The organism is Pseudomonas sp. S2_A10 (assembly GCF_054668465.1).
Genome location: NZ_CP162773.1, coordinates 4918986 through 4935967 on the forward strand (window position 1 = coordinate 4918986; position 16982 = coordinate 4935967).

Here is a 16982-nt window from a genome sequence, read left to right on the forward strand (position 1 = left end):
ATCGCTCTGTATCCAAGTGTGTACGCAGGCAAACACGTTACACAACATTGATCTTCCCGCCCCCTCAGACACAAGCGAGATACACCAGCACGATGAACTGCGCTCACGGCCAGCGCAGTGCTCCTGTGACTGACAGCTGTCATTGGGAGCACCTGAACGGCTTCCACTTTCTTGACGACAAGTCGGAGGATTAAACCCATGCATACAAACGCGTTATCGGTCTTGAATCGGCTGCAACTTAATCTCGATCGTGCTGGAGACTGGATCGCGCCGTTAAGCCTGCGCGTGTTTCTGGCCTGGGAGTTTTTTGAAGCGGGATGGGAAAAGTGGAACGGTGAGAACTGGTTCCCGAGCATTCAAGGGGCCTTTCCTTTTCCTTTCAATCAGCTGCCGGCTACGTTCAATTGGCAGTTATCCATGTGGGCAGAGCTGCTCTGTTCCATTGCTTTGCTTTTAGGTCTGGGAACACGCCTCTCTGCACTGATCCTCATAGTGGTCACCGTCGTGGCAACTGCCGCAGTTCACTGGCCAGCAGAGTGGTCGACGTTGAGCGAACTGGCTATGGGCTACTCCATCAGCAACAAAGGCTACGGCAATTTCAAACTCCCTTTGATCTACCTCGTAGCCCTTCTGCCACTGGTGTTCACAGGCGCCGGCAAGCTGAGCCTGGATGCATTCATCGGTCGGTATCTCAAGCGTTTGAATGCACGCTGAGTGTTATCGCGTCACCGAGGTTATCGCTCTCAACCCCCGCTAGTTAATCAGGAGTTTCACCATGACCCATATTGATAAAGTGCTGTACACCGGCAAAGTCCATACCTCTTCGGGTGGACGCAATGGCACCGCCCTCAGTGACGATGGCCGACTGGATATAAAGCTGTCATCGCCTGGCACCTCTGGCGCCGGTACCAACCCAGAGCAGTTGTTCGCCGCTGGTTGGTCGGCCTGTTTTATCGGCGCGATGGGGCTTGCGGCGAGCAAGCTGAAAGTCACCCTCCCGGGTGACCTTGCCGTCGACGCCGAAGTGGATCTAGGCACAACCGATGGTGCGTATTTCCTCCAGGCTCGCCTCAACGTCTTCCTTCCCGGGCTGGATCGCAACGTCGCCCAAGACCTGATCGATACCGCACACCAGACATGCCCGTACTCCAAAGCGACGCGGAACAACATCAACGTGGTGATCAACCTCGTTTGAGCAGAACCGTGGCGGGTTTCAACCGCCCGATCCATGCCCGCCCGGCTGCCATAGGTGACCGTGGAGGTGGCGTGGATCGGGCGTTTCAGACGTCGAATCGGAGTATTTAGCTCATGCAAACGAACACTTCATCATCAACGCATTTAGATCCACAGCTTCCCCCTGCGGCGACCGTCGGGCTCGGGTTGCGCCGTGCGCTGCTCAACACGCTTCGTGACGCTCCAGTCGGTGATTTCGATTTTCTAGAGGTTGCTCCAGAGAACTGGATCGGCATCGGCGGCGCTCATGGTGAGGCTTTGCAGTTGCTGGCTGAACGCTATCCGCTGTCATGCCATGGCCTGTCACTGTCGCTGGGTGGCAGTGCACCGCTGGACGAATCTTTTCTTGAGCAAGTCCGCGGGTTTCTCGATCGCTTCAACGTGCCGTTCTATAGCGAACACCTGAGTTACTGCAGTGACGATGGCCATTTATACGACCTGCTACCGTTGCCATTCACTGAGGAGGCCGTTCATCACGTTGCTGCGCGCATCCGTCGTGCACAGGACATTCTCGGTCGTCGTCTTGCTGTAGAAAACGTCTCCTACTACGCCGCTGCTCATCAGGACATGGACGAACTCACTTTTACCAATGCAGTGCTCCGCGAGGCCGATTGCGACCTGTTGCTCGACGTTAACAATGTGTACGTCAACTCAGTGAATCACCGCTTCGATCCAGCGGTTTTCCTCGCCGGCCTGGAACCAGAACGCGTAGTCGCCATGCATGTGGCTGGCCATTACGACGAAGCTGATGACCTGATCATCGACACCCATGGCGCCTCGGTCAAACCAGTAGTCTGGTCATTGCTGGGACAGGCTTATGACCTTTTCGGCGTGAAGCCAACCCTGCTGGAGCGCGATTTCAACTTTCCGTCCTACGACGAACTGGTGGCTGAGCTGAACACCATCAGGCGCTTGCAACGCGACGCCAATGCTTTGGTGCGGGTGACCGTCGATGGCTGACTCCCCTTCAAGTTTGCACAGTCAGCAGCTCGCGCTGACCCGGTACCTGCGTGACCCGGACAGTTATGCGCCGCCTGCGCAGATGAATCCCGAGAGAGCGCAGGTCTATCTCAACTTGGTGGTGAACAATCTGTTGGGGTTGCTGGGCGGAACGTTTCCGGTGCTGGTTGCCGTGCTGGGTGATGCCGGTTGGCGTGCGCTGGTACGGCGTTTTTTGCGTGACTACCGCGCGCAAACGCCACGCTTCGGAGAAATTGCTCGTGAGTTTGTAGACTTCGTAGCGAGCCTGGAGGACTCGCCCGATCACGAACACCCCTGGTACCCGTTCTTGCCTGAATTGGCTCATTACGAGTGGGTGGAAATGGCGCTGCAACAGTTGGACGCTTCGCCGTTAAAGGCCAGTGATGCGGCGCATTTACTCGACCGTCCCCTCAGGCTTTCCCCGCTCGTCTGGCCGCTGGCTTACATTTGGGCCGTACATCGTCTCGCGCCAGGCCACTTGCCTTCTGAACCGCCAGAACAACCGACGTTGCTGCTGATCAGCCGTGTGCCGAGTGGCCAAGTGCAATTCTCCCAGGTCAGCCCTCTCGCGTTCCGTTTGTTGCAGCGGATCGAGCAGTTCCCTGACATGGATGGTCGAGCGCAGTTGCACGCTTTGGCTGCGGAGGCTGGTGCTTCAGACGTGACCGGCTTCGTCGCTGACGCACTGGTGCTGCTGCGCCAGCTGCATGCGCAAGCTGCCGTCGGCGTAGCCGCGACACCCGTTTTAAAGCTGTTGTCCTGACTGACGAGCAAAGGCTGAGGTCGGTTTTTGTATCTCTATGTACCCAAACGCGAAGTCTTGGGATTGGCTTACAAATGCTCCGCTCGCCGATACATCGCCGATACATGACTCCCGCTAAATAGGCCTACCCGAACTAGGACGCTCTGTCGAAGTGGACGACGCTTATGCCCTTCGCCTCGAACTTCCTTGAGGGTCTATCCGCCCTGTGGCATGAACCGCGGCTTGGCCGCGCAAAGCATCTGGAGAAGCACTATGTACCGTAAACCAATGTCGAACAAAACCAGTCTTGGCCTGGCCGCAATTGCTTTAGCCGGTGGCATGAGCCTGGCATCGTCTGCGGCTTTTGCTGTTGAGCCTTTGTCCCAAGGCTACCAACTGGCATCGGCCGATAAAACCGGCGAAGGCAAGTGTGGCGAAGGCAAATGCGGGGCCAGCGAAGCCAGCGACAAGTCCGCTACTGCCGAAGGCAAGTGCGGTGAAGGCAAATGTGGCGACGACTCTTTCGCTCGCACAGACACCGACCATGATGGCCTTGTTTCTCAAAAAGAACTGCTGACCGTGGCACCTCAGGGCGGTGAAGAATTCAAAGCGATGGACACCAACCACGATGGTTTTCTTTCGGAAGGTGAGGTCTACAAGTTCAGAACCAACCAGTACATTTCCAATGGCAAGAAAGTACCCACCGAGCTATTTACCCGCATGAGCAAAGCGCAAAACTGATTCCTCCCGCCGTAGCATTCGCCCTCCCCCGCGCCTGCAGCCAGGGAGGGCGATTTACCTTCTGCAAAGCCCCCAGTTGTATTGATTACATCGCGTTATAAGTGATGTTCTCCGCCCCTGATTTATCCCCTGAACGCAACACTCTAAAGTCCATCCCACTGCTCCCCTCTTCATATCGATGGGGCGCCTACTGGAGACTTATCCCATGCCTTTCATCAGCGTTCGTATCACTCGCGACGGCGTTACCAAAGAACAGAAATCCCAAGTCATCGCCGAGATCACCAAAACCATGCAAACAGTCCTCAACAAGGACCCGCACCTCACCCATATCGTTATTGAAGAGGTCGACACCGACAACTGGGGCTATGCCGGAATTACCACCACCGAGTACCGCCAACAACTGACGGAGTCGAAGAAATGACTTTCCCCGTCAGTATCGACTTTGTGTCGGATGTCGTGTGCCCCTGGTGCGCACTCGGCGCCATAGCGCTGGAACAAGCCATCGCCAATGTTGCCGGCGAGGTTGCCGTGGAGCTGACCTTCAAGCCGTTCGAACTGAACCCGGACATGCCGGCCGAGGGCGAGCACGCCATCAAGCACATGATGCGCAAATACGGGCGCAGCGCCGAAGAAGTCGCCTCGCGCAATGAAATGATCGTCGCGCGTGGCAAAGCCATCGGTTTTCAGTTCGACCTGGACAAGCGCAGCCATTTCTACAACACCTTCGATGCCCATCGCCTTCTGCTCTGGGCCGTGCAGGAAGGCCGCCAGGTCGCGCTGAAGAAAATCCTGATCGAGGCTTATTTCACCAATGGCGAGAACCCCAGCGACCACGAAACACTGGTGCGTCTAGCCGGTGAGGCGGGACTTTCTACCACCCGCGCCCGCGAGATTTTGGCCAGCGAGGCGTTCGCTCTCGAAGTCCGTGAACTTGAGAGCTTTTACCTTGAACGCGGGATCAACTCGGTCCCGGCCATGGTACTGAACGGTCGCCAGTTGGTGTCCGGATCGCTATCCGTCAAGGAGTACGAACAAATTCTCAGGCAAGTGGCACGAGAGTCCGCCCCGGCCTGACAAAGCGACTTAACTGCAATGCCAGTGATTAACCATTTGGCCGGGGCCTTGGTGAAGTGACCGCCCCACTTCCTTTCATCAACGTCAAGTGAACCGTCATGCCTCACGACTTGAATCAACTGGAAACTGCGCTGGCTGCTTACCCCCGAGTGGCGCTGCTGGAAGGCCCGACACCGATTCAGAAGCTGTCCCGCCTGAGCCGGGCAGCCGAGCTGCATGGCTGCAACCTGTACGTCAAACGCGATGACCTGATGGGCCTCGGCGGCGGTGGCAACAAACTGCGCAAACTTGAATTTTTGCTTGGCGAAGCATTGGCCGAAGGCGCGGATACACTGGTTACCTGGGGTGGTTTTCAATCCAATCACGCCCGGTTGACCGCCGCCGTCGCGGCCCGCCACGGCTTGGCCTGCGAGCTAATCCTGACCCCGTCGGCGGTGCGCAGCGATGACGATTTTTGTCATAACGGCAACGTATTGCTCGATGGATTGTTTGGCGCAAAGGTTCATCGACTGCCGCCGGGTCTGACGCCGGACAGCTACGCCGGCGAATTGCTCAGCGCGCTCAAAAGCCAAGGCAAAAAACCCTTCCTCATACCATTGGGCGGCTCCAGCCCCAGGGGCAGTCTGGGCTACGCCGCTTGTGCGGGAGAGATCCTCCGCCAGGCAGACGCGCTCGGCGTTCACTTCGAGCGGATCATCATCCCCAACGGCAGCGCCGGAACCCATTCAGGACTGCAAGCAGGTCTGGCACTGGCTCGATCATCAACCGAAGTTATCGGCTATTCGGTATTGGCAACTGAGGAGCAGGCCACGGCGGCGACCCTGAGCAAAACTCGGGAAACCTTGCAGCTCCTGGACCCGTCCGCAACCCTTGTGGAAAGCGCAATCACTGTGAATGGCAGTCAACGTGGCGACGCCTATGGCGCCCCCACCGAATCGATGCTTGAAGCGGTTCGGCTGCTGGCCTCCGTTGAGGGTTTGCTGACGGATCCGGTCTACGGTGGCAAGGCCTTCGCCGGGTTGCTCGCTGGCGTGCGCCGGGGTGACTACCCGCCAGGAAGCAATCTACTGTTTGTGATGACCGGTGGCTTGCCTGGCCTCTTTGCCTACCGCAGCGCCTTCAACTGACTTGAGCTTTTTCGTCGTCATAAATAACTGATGCCCGGGCGAGCCCACGGCATCGGTCACTCAACTTGCGTGGAGTACATCGTCATGTCGAACGCCTCTTATCCGCTGAACCGCACCGCTTATCTGCTGGTCGATCCGTACAACGATTTTCTCTCGGAAAACGGCAAGGTCTTCCCCTTGATCAAGCCGATTGCCGAACAGGTCGGGCTGCTCGACAACCTGCGAGCCCTCGATCGCGCCGTACGAGCGCAGAACATTCCAGTGGTCATCGTGCCGCACCACCGCTGGGAACACGGCGACTACGAAGGCTGGGACCATCCAACACCGACCCAGTGCAAAATCATGCACATGCACCACTTCGCACGCGGTGAATGGGGCGGCGAATGGCATCCCGATTTCGCGCCGAAGGACGGCGACATTGTCGTGCAGGAACATTGGGGCTCCAGCGGCTTTGCCAATACCGATCTTGACTTTCGTTTGAAGCAGAAAGGCATCACCCACGTCATCATCGTCGGCCTGCTCGCCAACACCTGCATCGAAGCGACCGCCCGCTACGCCTCGGAATTGGGCTACCACGTCACGCTGGTGCGCGATGCGACCGCCGCATTCCGTGCGGAAATGATGCACGCCGCCCACGAGTTGAACGGGCCGACTTTCGCTCATTCAATTGTCACCACCCAGGAACTGATTGAAGCGCTGGCAGTGCAGGAGTAGCGGCGATGAACACCGATTTCGCCAGTTTGCCGAGGTGGTGCGTCAAGGCCGCTTTTTGCAATTGGCGATCGGCCCCCGTCAAAAATGCACCTTGAGCAAGAGACTCAACGCGTTCTGGTCAGTAGGGAATCCGCTCGTGTCTTCAATCCCGTATTTATTCGACCAGTAATCCCATTCAAGTCCCGCATAAAAACGTTTTTGCTGTTGCCCCAGCGCCTTGCCCACGTCGTATTTGACTTGTGGGTTGAAGTGAAAGCTCCTGGCCACATAGTTGGAGGTGCCTTTGCTGCCGACGTCGTTGACGTACCACTCCAGATAGCCGTCGAAAAGAATGTCGGAGCGACCCACCGGGAGGGTCATGGACCAGGTCGGGTTGATCTGCCATTGACCTGAGGCCTTACCGGTGATGCCGTCGGGTTTGCGGTAGTAGGTATTCAGGGAAAAGCGATCGAAACCTGGAAGCACGAGGTCGACAGCGGGACCCAGCAGGTATTTGCGATTGCGGTTCTCACCGCGCTCGTAGGTGGCGGCGATGAGGACGTCCTTGACGATGCCATAGCTCAGGGAGCGGTCAGTGATTTTGCCCAGCGACAGCCGTGGGGAGAATTCACCGTAGTAGGAATGGCCGTCGGCACCCGAGAGTCCGCTGGACCATTTGTTGTCGACGAACATGAAGATATCGCCCCACGTCCAGCCGCTGGCGTGCTCGAAGCTCAGCGTTTGCTGAGTATCGTCGCCAGTGCCGTCGACTTTGAAATGCTGGCCGTAGAGGTAGCTCAAGCTGTTGTCGTTCCACAACAGAGGGCCAGCTTCGGCGCCGGCGCTGGCCAGAGCTAGCAGCGGCGCCAGACTGCGACGCAGCAGTGAAGGTGCAAGTAATGGAATACGCGATGCTTTCATGGGCTGCCCTTGTCAGGTGATTGGCGGATATCACCGGCAAGGCATGCCCGAGCTGCGGATCAAGCAGCTGCTCTGGCCCTCAAATTAACGAGGGGCGACCCTTGCCGGGTACGCGGCGTAATGCCGCCAGAGCAATGCCCTGCACCTCGGGTTCTGTTGAGAGCCCTCTGTGCTGACCGCTTCTACTCGATTCCGGACTAAGCAGGGGTTGTGCCAACTGAGCGAATACAATCCTCAACCCTCATTCAGCACAATCGATGCGTAAAACTGAATACTTTGCAGCTATCGGTTGCGCACCAGATTGAAGCGCGCCCACTTGAATTCGCACCGTTGCGAATCGCCTGCCCACCTCCTGCTGATTGCCTCGCCCGCCGGATCCCGTGAGGGCGGGCCTGCGACGGCTTGGCACACTTTTGGCTATCACTATTTTCGAGTAGAAGCGGTCAGTGCCAGCAATGGCACCGGGCATTGCTCTTGCGCCCTCCCATGTGGGCGTACGTCCGATTGGATGCTTGAACGCGGCGCCAGCGCCCCGGGCAAGAGAGAAGTGTCAGCCGTGTAACTACGCATATACGCCCTCTCTGCTTCCCTTGTTCTCTCCAATCGGTCCCTCGCTGGCGTGCCGATTGGCGCGCGGCGGTTTTCGAATCGTTGTGGAGAACACATCATGAAAATTCGCTTTGCCTTGGGTCAACCGCTTCGCTCGCTACTGGCCATGGCGCTTGCGCCCGCCGCCCTGATCGCGTCTCCACTGGCTTTGGCCAATGACAAGGTAGTGCTGCTTACTTCATGGTATGCCCAAGCCGAACAGGGTGGTTTCTACCAGGCCCTGGCGGATGGACTGTATGAAAAAGAAGGCCTGGACGTGACCATCCGCATGGGTGGGCCGCAGGTCAATGGCATGCAGCTGCTGCTCAACAAGCAGGCCGATTTCATCGTCAACTACGACTTGCAGATTCTCAAAAGTGTGGAGCAAGGCCTGCCGGTGGTGGCCGTGGCCGCGCCCTTTCAAGGTGACCCTCAGGGTCTGCTGACCCATGCCGATGTGAGCGGCCTGGATGCGTTGCAGAACAAGCAGGTGCTGGTTTCCACCTCCGGCCAGCAAACCTGGTGGCCGTGGCTCAAGGGCAAATATCAGCTCAAGGACAGCCAGGCCCGTCCCTACACCTTCAACCTGCAACCCTTCCTCGCGGACGCCAACACCACGCAGCAGGCCTATGCCAGCTCCGAGTTGTTCCAGGCGTTGAAGGCCGGGGAGAAAGCCAACTTCTTCCTGTTTGCCGACGCTGGTTACCCACCCTACGGCTCGACGCTGGCCACTCGCCAGGACGTGATCGATCAGCATCCTGAGCGAGTCCAGCGCTTTGTTCGCGCCTCGATGGAGGGCTGGAAGCGCTACCTCGACAACCCGAGCGCCAACCACCTGATCAAGGCCGATAACCCGAACATGAGCGATGAATTGCTCGCCTGGGGCTTGTCGACGCTCAAGCAATATCGCCTGGTCACCGGCGGTGATGCCGCCACCCAAGGCATCGGCGTGATGAGCGATGCGCGCTGGCAGGCCACGCGCAATTTCATGGTCGAAGCCGGCCTGCTCGGTGCCGATGCGCCTTGGCAGAAGGCCTACACCACGCGCTTCGTCGAGGACTTGAAGGTGTTGCCTGACGCCGAACAGTCCGCCAGCCGCTGAGCCTGATTGCAAGACTGCTGAACCCAGAGCCCGAGCCCAAGAGCCGGCTGAACGAATACCGTGAGGACACTTGTTATGTTGGTCACCAAACAACCTGTATTGCGCCGTTTCTGGTATGCCCTGCTGCCCATGACCTCGCTGGATGCCGGTCCGCAGCCTTTCACTTTACTCGGCGAGGCGCTGGTGCTGTGGAAGCGCCCCGACGGCACCCCGGTGGCCATGCGCGACCGTTGCTGCCACCGCACCGCCAAGCTCTCGAAAGGTTTTGTGAGCGAGGACGGTAACCTCGCCTGCGGCTATCACGGCTGGGAATATGATTGCACCGGCACCTGCGTGAAGATCCCGCAAAACCCCGCGGGCATGATTCCGCCGGGCGCCTCGGTCCAGGCCTTTCACTGCCAGGAAAAATACGGCTACGCCTGGGTCGCCCTCGATGATCCTCTGCAACCAATCCCTGAGTTTCCCGAGGATGGCGCCCCGGGCTACCGGCGCATCTTCCAGTTTTATGAAGAGTGGAAAACCAGCCCGCTGCGGGTCATGGAAAACTCCTTTGACAACTCGCATTTTTCCTTCGTCCACAAAGCCAATTTCGGCCTTTTCGACCAGCCCGCGCCGGCCGGCTACGAGTTTCGCGAAACCGACTATGGCTTCGAGGCGGAGACCCGTGTGCCGATCCGCAATCCTGAGGAGAGCTATCGCATCACCGGCACCCGCGAGCCGATCACCCAGCGCCACCTGATCAACCGCTATTACCTGCCCTTCTCCCGGCGCTTTGGCTGCATGTACCCGGACAGCGGCATCCACCACATCATCTACAACTGCGCGACACCCATGGAAGACGGGCGCCTGATGCTGGTCCAGTGGCTGTATCGCAATGACAGTGAACAGCAATGCTCGACCCAGGAACTGATCGACTGGGACGCAGCGATCACCGCCGAAGACCGCGACATCCTCGAAGCCACCGATTACGACGCCTGTGTCGATACTCGCCGGCGAGTGGAACTACACATGCCGTCGGACAAGCCTGGCCTGGTGATTCGCCGGCAATTGCTGGGCCTGCTCGAAGCTCACGGTGAAAGTGAAGTGTTCCTCAGCCATTGAAGTCAGCGCCCCGGTGTGCCGGGGCTTTACCGGACGCTCATGACCCAAGGGGAGAGCGCTATGTTGATGCAAACCATAACTGGGGCCAACGCCCTGCCACAGGCGTTGCCACGGGGCGACAGCGTCGGCGTGCAAACGCCACTGTTCGCCAATCAGGTGGAAAAAACCTACAGCAACGGCACCCAGGCCTTGAGCCGGGTGAAGCTGGCCATTCAGCGCGGCGAGTTCGTTTCATTGCTCGGCCCTTCGGGCTGCGGCAAGAGCACCCTGCTGAAAATGTTCGCCGGCCTCGAAAAGCCCTCCGCCGGCCACGTGCGCTGGTGGGGCAAGGACAGCCCGGCCAGCCCGACCCAAGGGCAAAGCCTGGCGATGGTGTTCCAGGAGGCGACCCTGATGCCTTGGGCCAAGGTCAGCGACAACGTGCGCCTGCCGCTGGATCTGGCCAATGTGCCCAAAGCCCAGAGCCAGCCAAAAGTCGACGCTGCCCTTTCTCTTGTCGGCTTGGACCGCTTCAGCCAGGTGTACCCGCGAGAACTGTCCGGCGGCATGCAAATGCGCGCGTCCATTGCCCGGGCCTTGGCCACCGAGCCCAATCTGCTGTTGATGGACGAGCCCTTCGGCGCCCTGGATGAGTTCACCCGCAACAAGCTCGACAGCGACCTGCGTCAGCTGTGGGCTAGCCGCGACCTGACCGTGGTGTTCGTCACCCACAGCATTTTCGAGGCCGTCTACCTGTCATCGCGGGTGGTGGTGATGGGTGCGCGCCCGGGCCGAGTAATCGCCGACATCGAAATCGACGGCCCGTTGGAACGAGACGAGGCCTACCGCACCTCCCCGGCCTTTATCGCGCAGTGCGCACGCCTGTCCCGGCTGCTGGCCGAGGCCAATGGCGATTCTTGCTGACTTTATTGAGAGCCCGCTCATGAACCCGTCCTTTACTCCCTGGTTACGTCATCCCGCGGTGTTGCGCATCGTCTCGCCGCTGCTGCTCGGCGCGGTATTGCTGGGTCTGTGGCAATTGGCATGTGTGGCCTGGAAGGTGCCGGTGTATCTGGTGCCCTCCCCGGTCGATATCGGCCGAACGCTGATCAGCGATGGCCCGATGCTGTTCGGTGCATTGTGGATGACCTTGAAGATCACTTTTTTCTCGTTTGCCCTGGCGGTGCTTATCGGCACCCTGGCGGCCTTTGTGTTTGTGCAGAGCCGCGTGCTGGAAGCCAGCCTGTTTCCCTACGCCATCCTGTTGCAGGTGACGCCGGTGGTGGCCGTGGCACCGCTGATCATCATCTGGTGCAGCAACACCACGCTGGCGTTGATTATTTGCGCGACCCTGGTGGCGATTTTCCCGATCATCGCCAACACCGTACTCGGCTTGCGCAGCGTCAACCCCGGCCTGCTCAATCTGTTCCGCCTGAACCGCGCCAGCCGCTGGCAGGTGCTGTTGCGCCTGCGCATTCCCAGCGCCCTGCCGTGTTTTTTTGCCGGGCTGCGCATTGCCAGCGGGCTGGCGTTGATCGGCGCGGTGGTGGCGGAGTTCGTTGCCGGCACCGGGGGCACCGGCGCAGGGCTGGCGTATCAGATTCTCCAGGCCGGCTTTCAACTGAATATTCCGAGGCTGTTCGCTGCCCTGCTGCTGATCGCCTTGACCGGTGTCGCGTTATTCAGCCTGATGGCCGTGCTGGCCCGGTTGAGCCTGCGCAACTGGCATGAAAGCGAACTCGGCTGACCCTTTGAATCCGCCGCAGGCGCGGCGTATGGAGCCTCACATGAAGATTCAAAATAGCTGGCTGGTACGTAACGCCAGCGCCATCCTCACCGGCTCGTCCGGTGCGGCGGCGCGCCACGCCGGGCCTGATATCCGTATCGTCGACGGCCGCATCAGCGCCATCGGCGCCCTGCAACCCCAGCCCGGCGAGCGAGTGCTGGATGCCACCGATTGCGTGGTCTACCCGGCGTGGGTCAATACCCACCATCACCTGTTTCAATCGCTGCTCAAAGGCATTCCCGCAGGTATTGACCAGAGTCTGGGAGCCTGGCTGGGTGCCGTGCCCTATCGCTATCGCGGCGCGTTTGACGAGCAAAGCTTTCGCCTCGCCGCGCGCATTGGCCTGGTCGAATTGGCACGATCCGGCTGCGCCACCGTCGCAGACCATCATTACCTGTACTTGCCGGGCATGGACTTTGACAGTGCCGAGGTGCTGTTCGAGGAAGCCGAACGGCTGGGGTTGCGGTTTGTTCTCTGCCGTGGCGGCGCCACGCAAGCACGACAAGCCGAAGGCAAGTCCGTGGCCGGGCCGGAGACCCTGGAGCAATACCTGGACGACGTCGAGCGTCTGGTGCGGCGCTACCACGACCCGGCCGCTGATGCCTGGCGGCGGGTGGTGATGGCGCCCACCAGCCCGCCCTACTCCATGCCTGCCGAACACCTGCGCGAAACCGCCCGGGTCGCCCGGCGACTGGGCATTCGCCTGCACAGCCATCTGAGCGAAACCGTCGAATATCAAAATGAGGTGCAGCAACGCCACGGCATGTCGCCAGTGGCGTTCTGTGCCGAACACGAGTGGCTCGGCCCGGACGTGTGGTTCGCGCATTTAGTGAAACTCGACGCCGAGGAAATACGCATGCTCGGGACCAGCGGTACGGGCATTGCCCATTGCCCGCAAAGCAATGGCCGCCTGGGCAGTGGCATTGCCGATGTGGTGGCCATGGAGGCTGCGGGAATGCCAGTGTCGATTGGCGTGGATGGCGCCGCCTCCAACGAGGCCTGCGACATGATCAGCGAGACCCACGCCGCCTGGCTGATGCAACGGGCCAGACTTGGCGAACGGGCCCGCCCGCGTTATGCCGGCGGTGACGAGGAAGGCGGTGCCAGCGCGGCCACGGTGGAAGACGTGGTGCGCTGGGGTACGTCTGGCGGGGCTCGGGTGCTGGGGCTGGACGCCGTGGGCAGCGTGCAAGTGGGCATGGCGGCCGACCTGGCGATCTACCGCCTGGACCAGCCGCGATACTTCGGCCTGCATGACCCGGCGATCGGGCCGGTGGTGGGCGGAGGACGCCCGACCTTGCGCGCCTTGCTGGTCGCTGGGCGGTTGACCGTACACGACGACCAGTTGCCTGACTTCGACCTGGCCGAACTCGGCGCCCAGGCCCGAGACGCGGTGCGGCGGTTGCAGCAGGCCGCAGGCGTACGCTCATGAGCTGATCTCCCCGGCACGCGCTGCCGTGCCAATACTCGCCCGCATCAAATGCCGGGACTGTCCTCAGATAGTTTTAGGGTCCCGGAGAAGAAAGCAGCGGACGGCGTATGACAAGGCGCTGCTACAACAATTGCTCGCGTAGAAAATCGATGAACGCCATCGTCCGCGCTGAACGTCGTCGCTCGCGGCTGAGTACGGCGCTGACAGGCAGCGCGCTGGTCTGATAGTTGTCGAGTACGGTACTCACCCTGCCCTGCTCGACGTCAGCTGTGAACAGCCATTGCGGTGAGAGGGAAATACCCAAGCCGCAGAGCACCATTTCGCGGATGGCCTCGCTGCTGTTGCTGGTGACATTACCCTGGATAACTACATCGAACGCCTGGCCGAGGTGCGTAAAGTGCCAACGGTCGTAATGCTCCAGCAACGTGAAGCCGATGCAGTTGTGATCGGACAGTTCGCTTGGCTCAAGTGGCACGCCGTGCAGAGCCAGGTAACCGGGCGCGGCATAGACACGCCGTGGGCTATTGCCCAGTGGCAGTGCCACCAATCCCTCGCTCTTCACTGCGCCAATGCGAATAGCCAGATCGATGTTTTCCTTGAGCAGGTCTTCATTGTGGTCACTCAGGCGCAGGTCAATCCGCACGTCAGGATGGCGTTGCAGGAAAATCCCTATGAGCGGTGCTATGCATAACCTTCCATAACTGACCGGCGCGGCGACTCGTAAAGGGCCGGCGATCTGCTCCTGGCCACTGGTAAAGCTCCGTGTAGCAGTTTCGACGTGGCCGAGAATTTTCTGGCAGTGGTCGTAGAAGCGTTGACCTTGGTCGGTCAGGGCCAAATTCCGAGTGCTGCGTGCGAACAATGGCCCACCCAGATACTGCTCCAGCGCGCGCACTTGCTTGCTCACTGCCGGCTGCCCCATGTTCAGTTCACGGGCGACCGCCGAGAAGGACCCGCGCTCCACGACGCGAACAAAGACATGCATGCTGTCGAACAGATCCATCGACGATTGGTTCTCTTTGCGGAATAAGTCATATGCACATTGGGTTTCTTATCGGAATGATTAAAGCGCGGCAATCTGTAAGCGTCCATCCCAACACAGGTTCGCGCCATGAAACATTCCATGCTTGCCGCCATCGCCGAGTCCGCTCAATCCCCGCTGGCCATCCGTCACATCGATCGCCCTGTTGCCGGTAAGGGGCAAGTCCTGGTCAAGGTTCACGCCGCAGGGGTCAATCCGCTCGATACCAAAATTGCCGCCGGCGCAGGGGCTCACGCCCGTCAAACGCTGCCGGCCGTGCTCGGCCTTGACCTCGCCGGTACGGTGGTTGAAGTGGGTGAAGCAGTCCAAGGATTCACCCAGGGCCAGGAAGTCTTCGGCATGCCCGGCGGGATCGGCGGTGCCCAAGGCACCATGGCCGAGTACATTGCCGTGGATGCCCGCCTGATCGCGGTCAAGCCACACACCCTCAGCATGCGTGAGGCGGCTGCATTGCCTTTGGTATTCATCACCGCGTGGGAAGGTCTGGTCGATCGCGCCAATGTCCGCTCCGGCCAGCGTGTCCTGATTCATGGCGGCGCGGGTGGGGTCGGCCAAGTGGCTGTGCAACTGGCCAAGGCTCGCGGTGCCGATGTCTACGCCACCGGTTCGGCGGGCAGTCTGGACTTCATACGCTCGCTGGGGGCGACGGCGATCGACTATCAGGCACAGAGCGTTGAGGATTATGTCGAGCACTACACCGCCGGCGAAGGGTTCGACATTGTCTACGACACCGTCGGCGGCAGCACGCTGGATGCATCATTCCAAGCCGTGAAAGCCTATACCGGGCACGTGCTGAGCTGCCTGGGCTGGGGCCAGCACACCCTGGCACCGTTGTCGTTCAAAAGTGCCACCTACTCGGGGGTTTTCACTCTGGCTCCGCTGCTCACCGGCAAAGGACGCGAACATCACGGCGCTATCCTGCGCGAGGCCGCTGCGCTGGCCAATGCGGGTCAACTGACAATCCGCGTGGATCAACAGCACTTTGCGCCGCACGACGTCAACGAGGCATTTCGCCAAGTCGCCGAAGGCCGCGGCAGGGGCAAGACGGTGATCGAGTTTGTGGGTGCATAGCTTCTTGTAATCTCTTCATAGCGCTAACGGCCAAAAGCGTCCGCCTTTGGCCGTTAGTTGCCACACAAGGGCAACCGCTTTCGGCCAAGAGCTGCCGGCCCCATGGTCTTCTCCAGCCCAAAACGCTGTCGCCAGTTGCTGCCGAACGTATGGCACACCTACTGGCATGGGCCGCACACCATATGGATGGCAACCCGACTCCTGTAGGCGGCTCTTTCTATGAGAGCTGGCCTCTCACCCATTTGTATTTACCTGGCCTGAACAAACCGCTGCTCAAGGTTTTCTTTTGCATTGCTCTTCGGGCGCACCATATCCCCAAGTGATGATGGCTTCGGCCTTATGTTCCCAAAGCGATTCATTACGCCCGACGTACTTGATGCCCATGCCACTGAGTTGCTGGTACATCAGCGATACGCTGTCGCCACGCTCGGCTATTAATGTTGGCGGATCAGTTTCGAAGAACCTGACAGTTACCTCGTTTGCAGGGTTGCCGTCGCATTCGTAAAAGACAGGCCCAGTGCCAGAGATCAGTCGGTACCGTGCTTGCAACTCAGCGATGCGGTTCTGGTATTCCATGCGCAGGCATGCACCGACGTCATCACTCTTCCAGCAATCGTCCCGCCCCTTGATCCACCCCCGCTGCTCTGCTTTGAGCATTGGAGGATGCTCGTTGCCGGCCTTAATACTCGCACTGGCATACACTGCCGAGAGTTTGCGATCGAGGCCAGATAATTCCTTGTCTTTACATATCAATGCTTCGATACCGCCAGGCTCCGCCTTTGAGCAATCGTAAGATGGACCAGGTGACGAATTGATAGCCGACGATGTTCCCGTGCGCGCCCCGGTCGACTGTATCGCACTGATTTGCTGATCAATGTAATTGCACCACTGCTCGGAGCTTCGCTCAGGGACATCTGACCCATCTTGAACCCCCAGCTTTATCTCGATCACTGACTTCCATTCGTCAGAACCTAAATCCGGTCCGTGCCCCTGCATATCAGCCGTATGCAGAATCTTATCGACCGATTGATACCACGTGTTTGAGCATTGAGATTGCGCCTTGGCAACGCCTGTGACGCCAATCAATAGCAAGACCAAATATTTGCGCATGTGCGGTTTCCCTGGATTTACGCAGTCGCCAACCACTCATCTTAGCCGGTCTCATCCGCTAGCGATCGGTGAGTCAATAGTGATTGCAGCACCTGATGAGCCACATCAATCGGCCATAAGTAGATGGAAGGAGATTGATTGTCTCAAGGCTCAGATATCCCTGACTCGAAGCGGAGCTTTCTGGCCGATGAGCTTCCCCTTATTCCATGGCTGAGGTCGATATTTAGCGATTGTGTACATGGTGGTGCCCTCCACGTGG

General features: G+C 59.4%; 18 protein-coding genes. 15 read left to right on the forward strand and 3 right to left on the reverse strand.

The genetic code is table 11. From position 1 onward, the window contains the following. Positions 1 to 198: 198 nt before the first annotated feature. From AB4N41_RS22125 to AB4N41_RS22165, 9 genes are all read left to right on the forward strand, one after another. Positions 199 to 714, forward strand: coding sequence for an HvfX family Cu-binding RiPP maturation protein (locus tag AB4N41_RS22125; RefSeq protein WP_252876308.1), 516 nt, complete (start codon positions 199 to 201; stop codon positions 712 to 714). A 61-nt stretch (positions 715 to 775) separates the two neighbouring features. Continuing rightward, on the forward strand, positions 776 to 1195 hold the full coding sequence (locus tag AB4N41_RS22130) for an organic hydroperoxide resistance protein (protein ID WP_252876309.1): 420 nt from the start codon (positions 776 to 778) through the stop codon (positions 1193 to 1195). A gap of 113 nt (positions 1196 to 1308) precedes the next feature. Beyond that, positions 1309 to 2193 (forward strand): HvfB family MNIO-type RiPP peptide maturase, encoded by an 885-nt coding sequence (locus AB4N41_RS22135; RefSeq protein ID WP_252876310.1) that lies wholly within the window; start codon positions 1309 to 1311, stop codon positions 2191 to 2193. Next, positions 2186 to 2977, forward strand: a complete 792-nt coding sequence (locus AB4N41_RS22140) for an HvfC family RiPP maturation protein (RefSeq protein WP_252876311.1) — start codon at positions 2186 to 2188, stop codon at positions 2975 to 2977. Before AB4N41_RS22135 ends, AB4N41_RS22140 begins: the two co-directional genes overlap by 8 nt. Before the next feature lie 252 nt (positions 2978 to 3229). Further along, complete coding sequence (locus tag AB4N41_RS22145; protein ID WP_252876312.1) at positions 3230 to 3697, forward strand: HvfA family oxazolone/thioamide-modified RiPP metallophore; 468 nt, start codon at positions 3230 to 3232, stop codon at positions 3695 to 3697. Positions 3698 to 3902: 205 nt separating this feature from the next. Next, positions 3903 to 4118: a tautomerase family protein gene (locus AB4N41_RS22150; protein WP_016774741.1), complete on the forward strand. Its 216-nt coding sequence runs from the start codon at positions 3903 to 3905 to the stop codon at positions 4116 to 4118. Then, entirely contained in the window at positions 4115 to 4771 is a 657-nt protein-coding gene (locus AB4N41_RS22155) for a DsbA family oxidoreductase (RefSeq protein ID WP_252876313.1), read from the forward strand. The genes AB4N41_RS22150 and AB4N41_RS22155 overlap by 4 nt, the downstream gene beginning before the upstream one ends. A gap of 98 nt (positions 4772 to 4869) precedes the next feature. Then, entirely contained in the window at positions 4870 to 5898 is a 1029-nt protein-coding gene (locus tag AB4N41_RS22160; RefSeq protein WP_252876314.1) for a D-cysteine desulfhydrase family protein, read from the forward strand. A gap of 84 nt (positions 5899 to 5982) precedes the next feature. Next, positions 5983 to 6612 (forward strand): cysteine hydrolase family protein, encoded by a 630-nt coding sequence (locus AB4N41_RS22165; RefSeq protein WP_130902565.1) that lies wholly within the window; start codon positions 5983 to 5985, stop codon positions 6610 to 6612. 78 nt (positions 6613 to 6690) lie between these two features. Here AB4N41_RS22165 and AB4N41_RS22170 read toward each other — a convergent pair whose 3' ends face one another. Beyond that, positions 6691 to 7473: an outer membrane protein OmpK gene (locus AB4N41_RS22170; RefSeq protein WP_370695139.1), complete on the reverse strand. Its 783-nt coding sequence runs from the start codon at positions 7471 to 7473 to the stop codon at positions 6691 to 6693. A gap of 706 nt (positions 7474 to 8179) precedes the next feature. On the opposite strand from AB4N41_RS22170, the gene AB4N41_RS22175 reads away from it, so the two are divergent. From AB4N41_RS22175 to AB4N41_RS22195, 5 genes are all read left to right on the forward strand, one after another. Then, a complete protein-coding gene (locus AB4N41_RS22175; RefSeq protein WP_252876316.1) occupies positions 8180 to 9202 on the forward strand; it encodes an ABC transporter substrate-binding protein in 1023 nt (340 codons plus the stop codon). Between the two features lie 75 nt (positions 9203 to 9277). After that, entirely contained in the window at positions 9278 to 10303 is a 1026-nt protein-coding gene (locus tag AB4N41_RS22180) for an aromatic ring-hydroxylating dioxygenase subunit alpha (protein ID WP_252876317.1), read from the forward strand. A gap of 60 nt (positions 10304 to 10363) precedes the next feature. After that, on the forward strand, positions 10364 to 11206 hold the full coding sequence (locus AB4N41_RS22185) for an ABC transporter ATP-binding protein (RefSeq protein WP_353956548.1): 843 nt from the start codon (positions 10364 to 10366) through the stop codon (positions 11204 to 11206). Between the two features lie 19 nt (positions 11207 to 11225). After that, a complete protein-coding gene (locus AB4N41_RS22190) occupies positions 11226 to 12029 on the forward strand; it encodes an ABC transporter permease (protein ID WP_252867622.1) in 804 nt (267 codons plus the stop codon). A gap of 40 nt (positions 12030 to 12069) precedes the next feature. Continuing rightward, the gene (locus AB4N41_RS22195; RefSeq protein ID WP_252876319.1) at positions 12070 to 13500 is read left to right on the forward strand and encodes an amidohydrolase family protein; all 1431 of its coding nucleotides are present in this window, start codon (positions 12070 to 12072) and stop codon (positions 13498 to 13500) included. A gap of 121 nt (positions 13501 to 13621) precedes the next feature. Here the strand turns inward: AB4N41_RS22195 and AB4N41_RS22200 are convergent, their stop codons facing one another. Next, the gene (locus AB4N41_RS22200) at positions 13622 to 14503 is read right to left on the reverse strand and encodes a LysR family transcriptional regulator (RefSeq protein ID WP_252876320.1); all 882 of its coding nucleotides are present in this window, start codon (positions 14501 to 14503) and stop codon (positions 13622 to 13624) included. A 108-nt stretch (positions 14504 to 14611) separates the two neighbouring features. Here AB4N41_RS22200 and AB4N41_RS22205 point away from each other — a divergent pair, with 108 nt between their 5' ends. Then, on the forward strand, positions 14612 to 15613 hold the full coding sequence (locus AB4N41_RS22205; protein ID WP_252876321.1) for a zinc-dependent alcohol dehydrogenase family protein: 1002 nt from the start codon (positions 14612 to 14614) through the stop codon (positions 15611 to 15613). A gap of 273 nt (positions 15614 to 15886) precedes the next feature. Here AB4N41_RS22205 and AB4N41_RS22210 read toward each other — a convergent pair whose 3' ends face one another. Continuing rightward, positions 15887 to 16723 (reverse strand): MliC family protein, encoded by an 837-nt coding sequence (locus tag AB4N41_RS22210; protein ID WP_252876322.1) that lies wholly within the window; start codon positions 16721 to 16723, stop codon positions 15887 to 15889. Positions 16724 to 16982: the final 259 nt, after the last annotated feature.

Excerpts from the sequence above, each read along its gene's own strand:
- AB4N41_RS22125 (WP_252876308.1), top strand. The coding sequence starts at position 199 with ATGCATACAAACGCGTTATCGGTCTTGAATCGGCTGCAACTTAATCTC.
- AB4N41_RS22130 (WP_252876309.1), top strand. The coding sequence starts at position 776 with ATGACCCATATTGATAAAGTGCTGTACACCGGCAAAGTCCATACCTCT.
- AB4N41_RS22135 (WP_252876310.1), top strand. The coding sequence starts at position 1,309 with ATGCAAACGAACACTTCATCATCAACGCATTTAGATCCACAGCTTCCC.
- AB4N41_RS22140 (WP_252876311.1), top strand. The coding sequence starts at position 2,186 with ATGGCTGACTCCCCTTCAAGTTTGCACAGTCAGCAGCTCGCGCTGACC.
- AB4N41_RS22145 (WP_252876312.1), top strand. The coding sequence starts at position 3,230 with ATGTACCGTAAACCAATGTCGAACAAAACCAGTCTTGGCCTGGCCGCA.
- AB4N41_RS22150 (WP_016774741.1), top strand. The coding sequence starts at position 3,903 with ATGCCTTTCATCAGCGTTCGTATCACTCGCGACGGCGTTACCAAAGAA.
- AB4N41_RS22155 (WP_252876313.1), top strand. The coding sequence starts at position 4,115 with ATGACTTTCCCCGTCAGTATCGACTTTGTGTCGGATGTCGTGTGCCCC.
- AB4N41_RS22160 (WP_252876314.1), top strand. The coding sequence starts at position 4,870 with ATGCCTCACGACTTGAATCAACTGGAAACTGCGCTGGCTGCTTACCCC.
- AB4N41_RS22165 (WP_130902565.1), top strand. The coding sequence starts at position 5,983 with ATGTCGAACGCCTCTTATCCGCTGAACCGCACCGCTTATCTGCTGGTC.
- AB4N41_RS22175 (WP_252876316.1), top strand. The coding sequence starts at position 8,180 with ATGAAAATTCGCTTTGCCTTGGGTCAACCGCTTCGCTCGCTACTGGCC.
- AB4N41_RS22180 (WP_252876317.1), top strand. The coding sequence starts at position 9,278 with ATGTTGGTCACCAAACAACCTGTATTGCGCCGTTTCTGGTATGCCCTG.
- AB4N41_RS22185 (WP_353956548.1), top strand. The coding sequence starts at position 10,364 with ATGTTGATGCAAACCATAACTGGGGCCAACGCCCTGCCACAGGCGTTG.
- AB4N41_RS22190 (WP_252867622.1), top strand. The coding sequence starts at position 11,226 with ATGAACCCGTCCTTTACTCCCTGGTTACGTCATCCCGCGGTGTTGCGC.
- AB4N41_RS22195 (WP_252876319.1), top strand. The coding sequence starts at position 12,070 with ATGAAGATTCAAAATAGCTGGCTGGTACGTAACGCCAGCGCCATCCTC.
- AB4N41_RS22200 (WP_252876320.1), bottom strand. The coding sequence starts at position 14,503 with ATGGATCTGTTCGACAGCATGCATGTCTTTGTTCGCGTCGTGGAGCGC.
- AB4N41_RS22205 (WP_252876321.1), top strand. The coding sequence starts at position 14,612 with ATGAAACATTCCATGCTTGCCGCCATCGCCGAGTCCGCTCAATCCCCG.
- AB4N41_RS22210 (WP_252876322.1), bottom strand. The coding sequence starts at position 16,723 with ATGCGCAAATATTTGGTCTTGCTATTGATTGGCGTCACAGGCGTTGCC.